The organism is Flavobacterium turcicum, from assembly GCF_011365745.1.
GTDB lineage: Bacteria > Bacteroidota > Bacteroidia > Flavobacteriales > Flavobacteriaceae > Flavobacterium > Flavobacterium turcicum.
Genome location: NZ_JAAOBY010000007.1, coordinates 22,438 through 36,691 on the forward strand (window position 1 = coordinate 22,438; position 14,254 = coordinate 36,691).

Genomic DNA, 14,254 nt, shown 5'->3' on the forward strand with positions numbered 1-14,254 from the left:
TATTAATCATTAAAAAACGTGTCGATAAAAGTAAGAAATTTATTTAGAATAGTATCACCTACTTTTGATCTTTGTAAAATAGAGGGTTGATGTTCTAATACTTCCACTACTTCTTGTTTGGTGGGGATTCTTTGGGTGAATAAATAATCTTCTGTTAGTTTTTTTAGCTTGTCCGCATTTATCTTTTCATCTTGTACAAATTGATTGAAGGCTTTTTGCTGTTCTTCGATCATAAATGCTGCATAACCTTCCTCTATTGAAGCATCTTCAAGTAATGGCAAGTTTTCTTCAATGAAACGTTCTATCAATTCGCGTTTGCTGCGCAGTTTGACATCTCCTGCAACGATATCTAGTATTTCTTTTTGTCTGCGTTCTTTTTCCTCTGGGTTTGTTGCTTTTAACTTGGCTAATAATCCTAAAATATAGGTTACTGTAATATCATCACGATGAATCAATTCTAGTTCAAAATCGACTTCGTTAAGTATGGAGGTTTTTTCTTTTTTACCTTTATCAGATAACTCCAAGTATTTCGATTTATAGTTATCAAATTCTTGTTCTCCTAAAACAATATCGTCAAAAGTAAAATCTACAAATGATGCAATTATGTTTTTTAACCGGATAATTTCACGAAACGCTTTTACAAATTCTAGCTCTTCGTCTTCGGTATATAAATCATCAACTGATTCAAAAGTTGGAGTAATTGCTGTTAAATTATCGTAAGCTTCATTAATTTCTTTAACGTAGGTTTCGTATGGTTTTAAGATGATAATTTCTTTAGCCTTTTTATCTGAAAATAAGGCAATAGCATCATCAGTGGCTTTTTTAAGATTCCTAAATACGACAATATTTCCTTGTGATTTTTTATCACCAAGAATTCTATTAGTTCTGGAATATGCCTGAATTAAACCGTGGTATTTTAAATTTTTATCTACAAATAGGGTATTCAATGATTTACTATCAAATCCTGTTAAGAACATATTAACCACAAATAAAATATCTACTTGTTTAGAACGTACTCGTTGTGCTATGTCTTTGTAATAATTGTAAAAGGATTGACTGTCTTTTGTAGTCCAATTGGTTTTAAAGGTTTTGTTGTAATTTTCTATGTAACTTTCTAGCTTATCTCTTTTATGATAGGCATTATAAACCTCTTCCTTTTCTGCTACCTCATTAAAATCTTTACTATCATAATCGTCTGTATCGCTAATCATTTCATCATTGGCACCGAAACTAAAAATTGTAGCCATTTTTAAATCATGTTTACCTTCTTCTTTTAATTTAAGGAATAGATCATAATATTTAATCAGCATGTCTACGCTACTCACGCAAAACATAGCCGTAAACGTTTTGTTTTGCGTTTTAATGGGATGTTGCTGAATGATATAATTGGTGATTTTTTCAATGCGGTCTTTACTTTCTAACAACTCTTGAGTATCAATTGCTTCTACTTCAATGTCAATTTCGTTTTGTGAATTCTCACGTTCTTTGTATTTACCCACGTATTCTACAGAAAAACGCAATACATTGTCATCTTTTATCGCATCGGTAATGACATAACTATGCAATTGCTCACCAAATAAGCTTGCTGTTGTTTGATTTTGCTTGTTTTTAGACGAGGCATTTTCAGCAAAAATAGGTGTACCGGTAAAACCAAACATTTGATAGTTTTCAAAATATTGGGTTATCTTTTTATGCGTATCTCCAAATTGAGAGCGGTGGCATTCATCAAAAATAAAGACAATTTTTTTGTCTTTTAGATCGTCCATTGTTTTAAGATGGTGTTCTCTCGTAATAGCATTGTACAATTTTTGAATCGTTGTTACAATAAGCTTGCTATTGCTGTCTTTGAACTGTCGTACTAAGTTGGCAGTATTATTAGTTGGGTCAATACAATCTGGTTTGAAGGCATTGAATTCTTTAGCCGTTTGGTAATCTAAATCTTGTCTGTCTACACAAAAAACTACTTTATCCACCTTTGGTAATTGTGACAAAATTTGACTGGCTTTGAACGAAGTTAATGTTTTACCTGAACCTGTAGTGTGCCATATATAACCGTTGTGGTTGCTGTTTTTTACCTTGTCAATAATACGTTCTACGGCATTAAATTGATACGGACGCAATACCATCAACATTTTATCAGAATCATGCAATACGGTGTATTTCGTAATCATTTTAGATAAATGACATTTCTCTAAAAAGGTATTGGCAAAATCCTCTAATTTAGAAATACGTTTGTTGTTTTCGTCTGTCCAAAAGAAGGTTTGTTTGAAATCGGGTTTTTTGTTTCCGAAATTGCTGAAGTATTTAGTATTTACGCCGGTACTAATTACAAATAATTGCACATAATTAAACAACCCAGTATTGGCTGAGAAAGAGTGTTTTTGGTAGCGGTTGATTTGATTGTAGGCTTCTTTTAATTCTAAGCCCGTCTTCTTTAATTCTATTTGCACTAAGGGCAAACCGTTAATTAAAATGGTTACGTCATAACGGTTTTTATACGTCCCTTCAACCGTGATTTGATTGGTTACTTGATATTGATTTTGACACCAGAAATCCATATTTAAGAACTCCACATAAACCAATTCGTTATTGTCATTTTTGAAAGCAAACTTATCGCGTAGCAATAACGCCTTTTCAAAAACATTGTTAGACTTGGTTAAGTGGTTTAGTATTTGCTTAAAATCCGAATTAGAAAACACTTTGTTGTTGTGTTTTTCTAATTGCTTTTTAAGATTGACTAGTAAATTATTTTCATCTTTAATAGTTACTTTATCGTATCCATTTGAAGCTAATTGGTTTACTAGATTTTGCTCTAAAATTAATTCGGATTGTGATGTCATGTTATATTAATAGTTCGAGATTCTTTACAAATCTCGAAGTTTATTTAATTTTATATTTGGTTAATAATACTAAGAATTTTTCAGAACGCACAAAGTTTTGTTTCACTTTATTGACTTGAATTATATCTAAAAAGTCAAGATTTACGAGACCTAACAAATCAGTTCGTGCTGTAAAATTTGATATTAAAAATCTATTCTCTACTTCTTTTACAGTAAAAATACTTTCTGGTTCATCGTATAGTATTTTTAATAATTGCGCTTGACGTTCATTAACATTTGGAATTCTAACAAAACTTGCAATTTGTAAATTTTCTTTTTGTTTCAGTTGAATATATTCTTTTAATGCTTCGAACGATTTGTCCATCACCTTTAAATGATAGGTCATAAAGTAAGTCAAATCATTGGCATCTGCTTCGGTATATAAATAGGCTTTCTCGTACTGATTTTTAGTATCCTGAATAATCTTTGAAATAGATAAATACTCTGTAAGCCAATATCCTTTTTTTAATAAATACCAGTAAAACAAGGCACGCGCCGTTCTACCATTTCCATCTGTAAAAGGGTGAATGTAACCAATCATAAAATGAATAGTAGTTGCTTTAAGGATAGGGTGCATAAAAGTTTCTTTACTATCAGCATTAAAAAAGTCACATAAGTCTTTAATTAATATTTCCAGTTCTTTATGGCTAGGAGGTGTATGCACGACTTCGCCATCAATATGATTGACAACTTGTACATCATCAGATATTCTAAATGCGCCTTCCTCTTTTTTATCGTCTAATGTATCACAAGCAATTAGTCCGTGAACGTATAACAATTTTTCAGGGGTTAAATCGTCATTGCGATTTTGTGTGATGTGTTTGATTGTAACATAATTATTTACAATCATTTGTTCTGACTTGGTCTTTGGTTTTACTTCTTTACGAAGCATTTCTTTAGCTTTTTTACGGGTAGTATTGGCTCCTTCTATCTGGCTACTAGAGATAGCTTCTTCCATAATAGCACTTACCAAATATCTAGTTTTATCAGCATCTGGAACAACATTATTTGCTCCCATATAACCACCGATATTCATATCAAAATAGTGAAGTATTTTTTGAATATAATCAGTAGTCACATAATTAAATTGATAACTACCAAAAGAGATATTTTTGTAATTTACCGCTCTTGCCATTTTTACGGCAGACCAAAGTTGTATAGGATCTAAATCTAATATTTTTTTATATTTTACTTTATCCCAATATAAATACTCGTTATTAATTTCTTTTATCTTAACAACCACATCTGGTTTATTTGCCAGTGCAAATATTTTTTGATTAAAAATCATTTTCGGTGCATCTTCCATCTTAACAGTATTATTAAAGAGTTCAAATATAGTAAATACTTCGAGATTATTGATAAATCTCGAAGTATTTACACAAACATTTGCTGCAACAATACATTTTTATCATCCAATTTTTCAATTAGATTTTATTCTAATAGTATTTCGGATTAGGATATCATTTATTTATCATCGTATTTAACCATAGCCTGAGCAAAATATTTAAATACTGTCAATTTTCCAGAATCTACAGCCAATGAAATTCCTCCTAATGGAAGATATCCCTCTTTAATCTTGTTTAAAACCTCAATTACTAGAAACTCTTTTGATTCCATTTCTAAAATAATGTAATCGATAATTTTTTTATTTTCCATAGTGTTTTTATTTACACAAACATTTGCTGTAACAATCCTTTTTTATATTCTTGGGCATCTTGTGTTTGATTTGAAACCAACTCTATTTTTTCATCAATTGCCGAAAGGAAATTAGCGATTTTGGTTTGTTCTGCGAGACATGGAATTAAAAAATCCATATCAGATAAAGTTGATAAAACAATATATGGAGTGTTACCATCATTTTTCTCGCCCTTAATTCTTTTAGGCAAATTCATTTGAAGAAAATATTTTACATAAATTATATTTTCATTGAAACCATCAAGTATGTATGTTCTTTGATAAGCATTAAATTTCCCTTTGAAATGATGAATATAACCAACATTTGCTCCATTACCTGAAATTAATAATGCTTCTGTATCAAAAGCGTATTTATCAATTCTATAATAATCTTTTGCACAAGTATAAAACCTATACGCTCCATCCTCTACCATAGCATTTGCATCCAATTTACCGGTAGTGATTTTACACAAAGAACCCAAACTCTTTTCCTCCCACTCCTCAAAATCCTTTCCATTATCATCTTTGAACCTTAATTCTTGGTTGAAGATTTTTTGCATGATGCCTTTTTTGTATTCTTCTAAAAGGGATTTTTTTTCTTTTAAAAGGTTTAGTTTTTCATCTACTGAAGAAAGGAAATTGGCAATACGGGTTTGTTCTTCGAGTGATGGATAACTAAATGAAAAAGAATTAATTTGCTCTAAATTTAAATTTGGTTGCGCACCAACAGAAATATTATCTTTAATATATTTACTCATCCCTTCAGATGTCAGAATTTGAAAAATATAATCTTTATTTTCCTTTTCTTTTAATCTAATGATAGCAAGAGCTTGATTTGTATTTGCTGGTAAAGCTTCTTTTGTTACAATTGTACATTTACCTATTGTTGCACCTGCGATAGCGAAAAGCAAATCATCTTCCTTTAATATTGACCTTTTTAACTCTTTGTTATGTGTTTTTTCATCAATAAACAAACATTTACTAGTGTCTATATTATGACCATTCAAACATTCTATTTTTATAAAATTTACACCGTTTTCAGAAAAAGCCTTTGGTGTAGTACCTTTAGTTATTAATGATGTAATTTCTCTTAAACTTTTAAACTCCCAAGTACCCGCAAACTCTGGAAACCTTAATTTTGGTTGTACTATTTCCATATTAAAAAGGTGTTTTAATATTCAACTCACTACAAAACGAAGCAATGGTTTTTTCCACCTCATTCATTTTTAAATCAATGTTTTGTAGTTTTTCTGCAACTGCATTTACATCAATTGAAACAGCTTCTTCAAAGGTGTTTACATATCGAGGAATGTTCAAGTTATAATCGTTGGCTTTCACTTCTTCGAGCGTTGCCACGTTAGAGTATTTGTCTAGTACAGTCCTGTTTTGGTAGGTTTCAATAATTTTATCAATGTCAAATTCACGCAATACATTTTGATTTTTAACTTTTTCAAAATCGTTGCTGGCATCAATAAACAATATGTTTTCGGGTGTTTCTTTGCATTTCTTCAGCACCAAAATACAGGTTGGGATACTGGTGCCGTAAAACAGGTTAGACGGTAAACCAATAATAGCATCAATGTAGTTGCGATCCTCAATTAAATATTTACGAATGTGTCCTTCGGCAGCACCACGAAACAATACGCCATGTGGAGCAATACACGCCATAATACCGCTATCGTCTAGCTGATGCACCATGTGTTGGATAAAAGCAAAATCAGCTTTGGTTCCTGGTGCTAGTCTACCATATTGTGAGAAGCGCTCGTCATTGGTAAAAATAGGATTGGCCGACCACTTTGCCGAAAATGGTGGATTGGCTACAATGGCATCAAACTTAAAATCTAAGTGTTGTGGTTTTTCGAGCGTGTCTTCGTTTTTAATATCGAACTTATGATAATTGACATCGTGCAAAATCATGTTCATTCGTGCTAAGTTGTAAGTCGTACGGTTTTGCTCTTGTCCGTAAAAATGTCCTACCTCTTCTACTTCACGAGCTACACGAAGTAAAAGTGAACCCGATCCACATGTTGGGTCGTAAACTGATTTTAACTTGCTTTTGCGAGTTGTAACAATTTTGGCCAAGATACTCGATACTTGTTGCGGAGTATAAAACTCACCTGCTTTTTGTCCGGCACCTTCTGCAAATTTTGCAATTAGGTATTCGTAGGCATCACCCAAAACATCGCCTTCGGTATTGTCTAAATCAAAATCAATTTCGTCAAGGGCCGTAAGTATTTTTACAATAACATCGTTACGGTCTTTGGTGGTACGACCAATTTTAGTTGAGTTCAAATCGATATCATAGAACAGGTTGTCAAAATCGTCTTGACTCTCAGATCCCATGGTACTTTTTTCGATAGAGTTTAAAACGTTGGCTAAATCTTCGAGAATAAAAGTGCTTTGAATTTGCTCTTCATCGTCTTGATTAATAACCTTTGCATTTCCTTTTTTTGCAAGATTTGTAAACAGTTCGGATGGTTTTAGAAAATATCCTAGTGCTTCAACAATGGCTTCTTTTAACGCTTCTAAAACAGCTTTACCATCACTACTATTTTCGTCAATAGTATTAAACACGATTCCATCTGGCTTTAGGAACTCATTGGCTTTTTTTTCTAATTTTTCCGAAAGGTATTTGTAGAAAATAAAACCTAATATGTAGTCTTGAAATTGATTGGCTGATATTTTACCTCTTAGGATATTGGCAATCGCCCATAATTGGGTTTCTAAGAGTTTCTTTTGTTCGTCTGACATTGTGTTTTTTTGACTTTTTTTGAATATTGGCTAAAGTAGTTATAAACTTATATACGGTAAAAACTTATTTTTCAATTTTCTTATAAAATCCTGCATACAATTTCATACGATTTTATGCCAAAAAATGCTGGTCAATTTAACCGGTTTTCTACCCAAGAATCAAACTTATTTTTAGACAGGTAACGATGGAAAATTCATAAAAATAGGGCTTGATAAACACTCTTTCAATCCCTCATATTAAATCTTCCATGTCCTCGTTGCGCTACCGCTCCTATTCCAAATCAATTACAATCTTTTCCCACGTCACCTTAGATCATTTTATGAATACCTTATTATTTCAAAGCTCAGCCATAATGGTAAAATAATTAATGCGGCTTATAGATTGAATATACTGAATCCAATGGATGGGTCTGTAATTGAGTTAGGATATTTAATCCTTTGTCAAATTTTAATCTCATTTGCATTTGAGTAATACAAATCATCATTACTTCCCCTTCATTTTTAAATTCAATAACCAGTATGCTTTTGTCCCATTTCAAGAGCAAAGGTAACTCCGTGTTCTTAACGCAGTAGCAAGGCCGAATCTTTCAGATTTGATAAAAAATCTCCACCCATCCGGGTTGTATTTTTTATCAAAGCCTTGCTATTGCTAAACACTCACCTTTTTATGCTCATGAAACGAAACATAGCATACTCCGGCTCTTTAGACGAATAAAAAAAATGTCAGCAATGAGAAATAAAATATTACAAATGGATTTGATGAAACAAAACAGCACCTCCTCTCATTGCCGAATAAAATTTTAAAAAAAAGTAATTCACTAAAAATCGTAGAAATTATGAACATCACAGGAAGAGTGACAGCGGATGCGCAGGTACGCAACGTGTCGAACAGCAAAACAGTAGTAAACTTTTCGGTAGCCATCAACGACAGCTATAAAAACAAAGCAGGCGAGCGCATAGAGCAGACAACATACTTCGACTGTGCGTATTGGCTTAGTGCAAAAGTAGCGCAGATACTTACAAAAGGTACGGTGGTAGAACTGACAGGCAGAGTAAGTGCAAGGGCGTGGACAGGCAATGACGGACAACCACACGCAGGGCTGAACTTCAACACCTCGCAAATCAAACTGCATGGGGGTGGCAAAAAATCAGAAACGGTGCAGGCTCACGCAGGAAACAGCAACGATAAGGAAAATGACGACCTCCCATTTTAATCAAGAGCATTCAAACAATTATCAAATTTTTAAATCATTTTATCATGGCACATAATATCAATTTCAACAGCACAACAGGACGTTATTCATTCTTTAGCGTAAAAGAAAAAGCGTGGCACGGCTTAGGGCAAATCGTAGCGCAATACCCTACAAGCGAAGAAGCAATCAAGCACGCAGGATTAGATTATGAAGTCATAAAAACACCACTATATACCAAAGGTTCGGGCATCATCGAAACCAGAAACGGTATTGAAATAGGCAGTAGCGAATTGGAAGTACCTTCCTATTATGCCAATATCCGTGCCGATAACAATGCCGTATTGGGCGTGGTTGGCAAAGACTATCACATCGTACAAAACCGTGAAGCATTCAATTTTTTTGATGCTATTGTAGGTGGTTCACAAGGAATATTGTACGAAACCGCAGGAGCATTGGGACAAGGGGAACGCATCTTTATCACTGCCAAACTACCCGACTATATCCGAGTAGGAAATGGCGATGATGTAACGGAAAAGTACATTTTCCTGACCACTTCACACGATGGCAGTGGAAGCATAACAGCAGCCTTCACCCCTATCCGTATTGTTTGCCAAAATACCCTTAACGCCTCGCTTCGTTCGATGAGCAATGTGGTACGCATCAAACATACTTCGGGAGCAAAACAGCATTTGGAAAATGCCCACAAGGTTATGGGATTAGCGGATACCTTAAGCAACCAGTTAGAAGGAATATTCAACCAATGGGCTAAAGTAAAGGTGACTGACCAAGAAGTAAAAAAACTAATCCAATTGGCTCTTTGCCCGAACAAGGAAACATTGGATTTGCTTAAAAAGGGTGCGGAAGATGAAGTTTCCACCGTGTTCAAAAATGTGGTGCAAGATGCCTTTGCATACGCTATGACAAGCGACACTCAACAAATGGATACCACCAAAGGCACATTGTTCGGGGCATACAATGCTGTGACAGGGTACTATCAGAATGTGCGCAATTACAAAGATGATGAAGCCAAGTTACAAAGTATTGTAATGGGTGGAACCGCTCAAATCAAATCACAGAAAGCATTTGAATTGTGTACTTCTTTCGAGAAAATCGGTTCAGATGTATTCAATTTCAATTAATCCGAATGTTTAACCACAGGTGACCGCCTAAGGGTGGTTACCTTTAAATAGCAGAAAATGAAAGTAATAGATTTAAACGGTTGCCCTATTGAAGTAACAAACCTTAACGAAGCAATCCGTATAACCAAACGGTATAAAAAATACAGGCATGAGAATGAAAGCTACTCCGATTATGACAAAAAGCAGAACGCCTACTGGACAGATATGCACGAGAAGCTGACAACAATAAAAGAAGGATTAAACAACAATTAAAATTTTTAAAACGATGAATGCAAATTTTTTCAATCAGATAGCGCAAATAGGCATTACAGGAGATTTACAACTCACTATATCAAAGGGTATAGAAAACACCCTTATTGTTTCCATAATGCTTCAAAATGAGCAATGTGGAGATAATGCGAAACAACTGATACCACCGCTTAATCTACGGGGAACGGTAGAAGAATTGGACGAGGGATTTTTTCATCAGATAACAACGCCTTTGCAAACCGCTTCGGGTTTAATGGTAAATATGGAAGCCTTTATGAAGCAATTGGAAGTAGCCAAAAAGCAATCGGCAATGGAGAAAGGAAAAGCCGACATACAAAAGAAAGAACAGGAAGCCAAAGACAAGAAGTTTAAAGACGGTATGGTAAAGGCAGACGAATTGGAAAAAGAGGGCAAATTCCGTGAAGCATGGATGAAAGTACCCGAAATGACGGAGTTTCCCGAAAAGGCTGACGAGATACGAAAACGCAAATCGGAACTATCAAACCAATTTTCTTCAACAGGTCTGTTTGCAACAGAACAACCTAGTGTTTAACAAAAAATTCAATAGTTATGTTAGTAACAACACAGTTAGAACGAGTATTTATACTTAAAGATAAAGGACAGGAGATCAGACTGACCGACCCCGAACCACGTTGGAGTGTGGAAGCGGTACTGAATTTTTACGCCAATACGTATCCCATACTAACCACCGCAAAAGTATCTGCCCCCATCATCCGTGATGATAAGTTAGAATACAAATTAGAGAGCGTCATGGGAACAAAAGGTTAAACCAAAAATCAAAAACAATGAACTATGCAACGCAATATCCTAGCGGGAACTATCAGCATACCCGAACAGAAAACACAACGGCAACTGCACCGACAATTGGGCGAGTTCTCACAATGGATGCAAAGAGCCAAAGACACAAACGAAGTACGGAAAGACAAACAGAAATCTGTACCGATAGCAATGCTTCCAATGGTTTTCTAAAGTGTGGGTTTCTGCCTAAACTGAAAACAACACAATCCACACAGGATTGTAAGAAAACAGCAAAAACGCAAAGGGATTTTTACAAGTCCCTTTCCCAACTTACAGAGCATTACGGCATTGAACCGTTACAAACGCATGAATACGGCTATCCCTACATTATGGCTTTGGCTATGTGGGATGCTGAAAGCAAGTTAAAACAAAACAATGTCAATTGGGATAATTTACGTTTGGTACAGGATAGTAAGAAAACATTTTTTACGAGCGAAGAACGATACAGCACAGGTACAACCCTATACTATATTCCAATCGTGCCACTCTTTCAAATGCTCCATGACCCAAAGCGTAAAAAGACGGCTCAATTGCTTGTTTCGATTTGCAGTTATCTATATCATATTGTCGATATACCGTATTATAGACAGGAAAACAGCTATCTGTATTGGATGTATGAAATGATGAACGATTGGGTAGAACAGGATGATTATACCGAAGAAACGGATAGCTGTATTGCTGAGATTGCAAAAGCTGAATGGATAGGCGAACGGGTTGAACAGAAGCTATTCAACCGTATCAATTTACAGGTATTTGAACAGCGTTTAAACCACTTTAAAAGCCGTGACACATTCGACCAGGAGTGCCAAAAAGTAGCTTGCGATGCCTTTGCCCTCTATGCGCAATATCCATTTGAGAGCATTTTCCGAAACGCATCAAGACACGAAGAAGACCCCTATACTGATGAAAACGACTCCGAAACTGTTGGAATGGAAAAATACATCTCCTTTATAGCGGATACCACAGGTTGGTTGTATGAGAGGCTTGCCGATAGCATCAATAATGAGTTTAACGAGTATGGAGTAATGGAAGAACCGACCATTTGCAAACGCTTTGACGGAAGTACCATTACACAAACCAATCTTGATTTTGAGAACCGCCTGTTTGCCCTTTTGGACGAACTATGCACACTACTGTATGATTATAAAACGACAAGAAAATGAACAATGTAAACGACATAACCGAGAATTTCGGAACGCTTTACCACCCAAAATCTGCATTGGTTTTTTACCAAACCAAAGGAACGAATACCGATATGTATGTGGAGCATTTTGATATGGACAAAAATGGAAATCCTGTCAATGCCCATCCATTGACCGTAAATGAAGCTAAAGTGTTGGCAAAGGCTTTGCACACCGATAAAGAAAAGGACAAAGCCTTTTTAAAGCCAAAAGTAATTTTGCCGACCAATATACTGCATATCAATCCCAGTGAAAAAGGCAAGGTGCTTTGGTACACCAAAGCACAGAAACAGCAATTATATTTTGTGAATGGTTTAGGCATAGCCAATGGCAAAGCGTATGTACCGCCAATGCTTTGGTTTGCCAGTAAAAACAGCCTTGCAGTATTTGCTCTTGCAACTGACAGAAGACCAACAGAAAATACACCATTGTATTATGCTCCATTCTTCAATATTTATGAAGATGGTAAAGTATGCATGGGAACTGTAAATATAAGCATCAAAAATTCCGCTTCTGTAGAGGAATTTACAACTGCTTGGGAAGACTACTTTTTTAACAGCTATTTCAGCCATTTATTAGGAAAACAAAATCCCATAAAAGGGAATTGTGTAAGCCTTTGGAAAAAATTGATTGAAACAAGCGAACTCTTTCCTAAAGATACCTTGAAAAAGACCAACAAAACCCTTAAAAATCTTTTGTGATGAATACCGAGAAACTAAAAGTACATTTTACAGATAACTATCTGATAAGCCCGACCAATCCCATTGCAGTAAACTTAATCGGTGCAGGTGGTACAGGCTCAAAGGTTTTGACCGCTTTAATGGAAATGAACCACAGCTTAATCGAATTGGGACACGCAGGGTTGAAGGTGCGTTTATGGGATGATGATATTGTGACTAATGCCAACTTAGGAAGACAGCGTTTTGCAGAAAGTGAAACAGGGTTATACAAATCCGTTGCACTCATCAACCGTGCAAACCGCTTTTCAGGGACAAATTGGAAAGCCGAAACCGCAAAGTTTGAGAAGGACAGTTTGGGTAGAATACCCGAGGAAGCACAGGCAACAATTTACATTACCTGCGTGGATAATGTACTGGCAAGGTTTGGGGTTGCTGAAATACTGAAAGAAATAAGCAACCGCAGGCATCACAGGGACGAACCGAAATATTGGTTGGACTTTGGCAACAGCCAGCATACAGGGCAAGTGTTACTATCTACCATAGGAAACATTCATCAACCCAATTCGGAGAAATATGAAACGGTGGCAAGCTTGCCAATGATTACGGAAGAATTTGGAGAATTATTGAGACAGTCCGAACAACACGATGACACACCGAGTTGCAGTTTAGCGGAAGCTTTGGAGAAACAGGATTTGTTTATCAATTCCTCTTTAACACAAATGGGCTGTTCGCTTTTATGGAGCTTGTTTCGGTATGGTATAACACCGTACAGAGGCTTTTTCCACAATCTGAAAGACTTTCGTACCCACCCCATAAAAGTAGCCTGAAAGTCAAAATCGGGAGGCAAAAAGACACTCCCTCCTATGGTCGGGATAGTCTTTTTGCGCCAAATCGGTGCAACCACTTTGGTAAAATATATGTCAATCCATAAATTTCTCTCTCATATTTTACCAAACAGGTTACAATCTAATTTCTAAGGGATATTCATTATCCCTTTCGTTGTTTCAGCCGACTTCTTTTCTTTCCACAGCAGCGGTCAAAGAAAAGAAGCAAAAGAAGACCGCAATGTTAAAATTGGATTTTCTACCGTTGCTAATTACTCTATTGGCTGGGTTTTCCAAACAAAAAAGCCTTCAAAAAGATGTTCAATGTTTTCAAACTCTATAAATGCAATTAGTTCTTTTTTGCACTGTCCTTTAAATCGCCTGAAACACCCAAAACTTTTCAGAGGTATTTCAGCTAATTGACCTATGGTATCAATATCCAAAACCTCGAACATGCTATACATTCTTTTACTGAAAGGGAAATGGCTTGCAATTAGTAACTTATGCTGGTCAATTTCAATTTCAGCTTTATTTTTCCTTTTTTTGATTTGCTGGGTCTCGCATTTAAAGTCGTATTTTAACTGTTGTAATTTTTGCTTATAGTCATCAATTTCAGCAAGTAACTCCGTTACGCTTTTTACTTTTTTATATGTTCTTTCGAAAATTTGGCGGACGTTCTCACCGGTGAACCCATAAATGGACGCCACTTCCTGTAGTGTCATTTTTTCTATTAGGAGCTTCTGCAATACATCATATTCCTTTTCAGAGAGTACTTTTCGGGACATTTCGATATAAAATCTATTGGTACGTGCTATTACATCTTTCATAGGAATGCAGTTAAATTACTTTATCACTGAAATAATAT

General features: G+C 35.3%; 14 protein-coding genes. 8 read left to right on the top strand and 6 right to left on the bottom strand.

What is annotated here, in order from left to right; translation table 11 throughout:
- Positions 1–2: 2 nt before the first annotated feature.
- The 5 genes from G9Q29_RS11945 to G9Q29_RS11965 form a co-directional block, all read right to left on the bottom strand.
- Positions 3–2,840 carry a type I restriction endonuclease subunit R gene (locus tag G9Q29_RS11945; protein ID WP_166137683.1) on the bottom strand — a complete coding sequence of 946 codons (2,838 nt, stop codon included), beginning with the start codon at positions 2,838–2,840 and terminating at the stop codon, positions 3–5.
- A 40-nt stretch (positions 2,841–2,880) separates the two neighbouring features.
- Entirely contained in the window at positions 2,881–4,185 is a 1,305-nt protein-coding gene (locus G9Q29_RS11950; protein WP_099715399.1) for a Fic family protein, read from the bottom strand.
- Between the two features lie 158 nt (positions 4,186–4,343).
- Positions 4,344–4,535 carry a hypothetical protein gene (locus tag G9Q29_RS11955; protein ID WP_099715398.1) on the bottom strand — a complete coding sequence of 64 codons (192 nt, stop codon included), beginning with the start codon at positions 4,533–4,535 and terminating at the stop codon, positions 4,344–4,346.
- 11 nt (positions 4,536–4,546) lie between these two features.
- Positions 4,547–5,710, bottom strand: coding sequence for a restriction endonuclease subunit S (locus G9Q29_RS11960; protein ID WP_166137686.1), 1,164 nt, complete (start codon positions 5,708–5,710; stop codon positions 4,547–4,549).
- A gap of 1 nt (position 5,711) precedes the next feature.
- Positions 5,712–7,304, bottom strand: a complete 1,593-nt coding sequence (locus tag G9Q29_RS11965; protein WP_166137689.1) for a type I restriction-modification system subunit M — start codon at positions 7,302–7,304, stop codon at positions 5,712–5,714.
- A gap of 836 nt (positions 7,305–8,140) precedes the next feature.
- Here G9Q29_RS11965 and G9Q29_RS11970 point away from each other — a divergent pair.
- The 8 genes from G9Q29_RS11970 to G9Q29_RS12005 are packed head-to-tail and all read left to right on the top strand — an operon-like array spanning position 8,141 to position 13,392.
- On the top strand, positions 8,141–8,518 hold the full coding sequence (locus G9Q29_RS11970; protein WP_166137692.1) for a single-stranded DNA-binding protein: 378 nt from the start codon (positions 8,141–8,143) through the stop codon (positions 8,516–8,518).
- 44 nt (positions 8,519–8,562) lie between these two features.
- The gene (locus tag G9Q29_RS11975; protein ID WP_166137695.1) at positions 8,563–9,636 is read left to right on the top strand and encodes a DUF932 domain-containing protein; all 1,074 of its coding nucleotides are present in this window, start codon (positions 8,563–8,565) and stop codon (positions 9,634–9,636) included.
- Between the two features lie 57 nt (positions 9,637–9,693).
- Positions 9,694–9,888: a hypothetical protein gene (locus G9Q29_RS11980; protein WP_166137697.1), complete on the top strand. Its 195-nt coding sequence runs from the start codon at positions 9,694–9,696 to the stop codon at positions 9,886–9,888.
- 13 nt (positions 9,889–9,901) lie between these two features.
- Entirely contained in the window at positions 9,902–10,438 is a 537-nt protein-coding gene (locus G9Q29_RS11985; protein WP_166137700.1) for a PRTRC system protein E, read from the top strand.
- A gap of 17 nt (positions 10,439–10,455) precedes the next feature.
- The gene (locus tag G9Q29_RS11990; protein ID WP_166137703.1) at positions 10,456–10,674 is read left to right on the top strand and encodes a PRTRC system protein C; all 219 of its coding nucleotides are present in this window, start codon (positions 10,456–10,458) and stop codon (positions 10,672–10,674) included.
- Between the two features lie 17 nt (positions 10,675–10,691).
- Positions 10,692–11,867 (top strand): hypothetical protein, encoded by a 1,176-nt coding sequence (locus G9Q29_RS11995; RefSeq protein WP_166137706.1) that lies wholly within the window; start codon positions 10,692–10,694, stop codon positions 11,865–11,867.
- Entirely contained in the window at positions 11,864–12,586 is a 723-nt protein-coding gene (locus G9Q29_RS12000) for a PRTRC system protein B (RefSeq protein WP_166137709.1), read from the top strand. The genes G9Q29_RS11995 and G9Q29_RS12000 overlap by 4 nt, the downstream gene beginning before the upstream one ends.
- Complete coding sequence (locus G9Q29_RS12005; RefSeq protein ID WP_166137711.1) at positions 12,586–13,392, top strand: PRTRC system ThiF family protein; 807 nt, start codon at positions 12,586–12,588, stop codon at positions 13,390–13,392. Before G9Q29_RS12000 ends, G9Q29_RS12005 begins: the two co-directional genes overlap by 1 nt.
- A 269-nt stretch (positions 13,393–13,661) precedes the next feature.
- Here the strand turns inward: G9Q29_RS12005 and G9Q29_RS12010 are convergent, their stop codons facing one another.
- Positions 13,662–14,216, bottom strand: a complete 555-nt coding sequence (locus G9Q29_RS12010) for a sigma factor-like helix-turn-helix DNA-binding protein (RefSeq protein ID WP_166137715.1) — start codon at positions 14,214–14,216, stop codon at positions 13,662–13,664.
- Between the last annotated feature and the right edge of the window lie 38 nt (positions 14,217–14,254).

What these genes read in the sequence shown, in the direction of transcription:
- G9Q29_RS11945 (WP_166137683.1), bottom strand. Translation starts at nt 2,840, where the DNA reads ATGACATCACAATCCGAATTAATTTTAGAGCAAAATCTAGTAAACCAA.
- G9Q29_RS11950 (WP_099715399.1), bottom strand. Translation starts at nt 4,185, where the DNA reads ATGGAAGATGCACCGAAAATGATTTTTAATCAAAAAATATTTGCACTG.
- G9Q29_RS11955 (WP_099715398.1), bottom strand. Translation starts at nt 4,535, where the DNA reads ATGGAAAATAAAAAAATTATCGATTACATTATTTTAGAAATGGAATCA.
- G9Q29_RS11960 (WP_166137686.1), bottom strand. Translation starts at nt 5,710, where the DNA reads ATGGAAATAGTACAACCAAAATTAAGGTTTCCAGAGTTTGCGGGTACT.
- G9Q29_RS11965 (WP_166137689.1), bottom strand. Translation starts at nt 7,304, where the DNA reads ATGTCAGACGAACAAAAGAAACTCTTAGAAACCCAATTATGGGCGATT.
- G9Q29_RS11970 (WP_166137692.1), top strand. Translation starts at nt 8,141, where the DNA reads ATGAACATCACAGGAAGAGTGACAGCGGATGCGCAGGTACGCAACGTG.
- G9Q29_RS11975 (WP_166137695.1), top strand. Translation starts at nt 8,563, where the DNA reads ATGGCACATAATATCAATTTCAACAGCACAACAGGACGTTATTCATTC.
- G9Q29_RS11980 (WP_166137697.1), top strand. Translation starts at nt 9,694, where the DNA reads ATGAAAGTAATAGATTTAAACGGTTGCCCTATTGAAGTAACAAACCTT.
- G9Q29_RS11985 (WP_166137700.1), top strand. Translation starts at nt 9,902, where the DNA reads ATGAATGCAAATTTTTTCAATCAGATAGCGCAAATAGGCATTACAGGA.
- G9Q29_RS11990 (WP_166137703.1), top strand. Translation starts at nt 10,456, where the DNA reads ATGTTAGTAACAACACAGTTAGAACGAGTATTTATACTTAAAGATAAA.
- G9Q29_RS11995 (WP_166137706.1), top strand. Translation starts at nt 10,692, where the DNA reads ATGAACTATGCAACGCAATATCCTAGCGGGAACTATCAGCATACCCGA.
- G9Q29_RS12000 (WP_166137709.1), top strand. Translation starts at nt 11,864, where the DNA reads ATGAACAATGTAAACGACATAACCGAGAATTTCGGAACGCTTTACCAC.
- G9Q29_RS12005 (WP_166137711.1), top strand. Translation starts at nt 12,586, where the DNA reads ATGAATACCGAGAAACTAAAAGTACATTTTACAGATAACTATCTGATA.
- G9Q29_RS12010 (WP_166137715.1), bottom strand. Translation starts at nt 14,216, where the DNA reads ATGAAAGATGTAATAGCACGTACCAATAGATTTTATATCGAAATGTCC.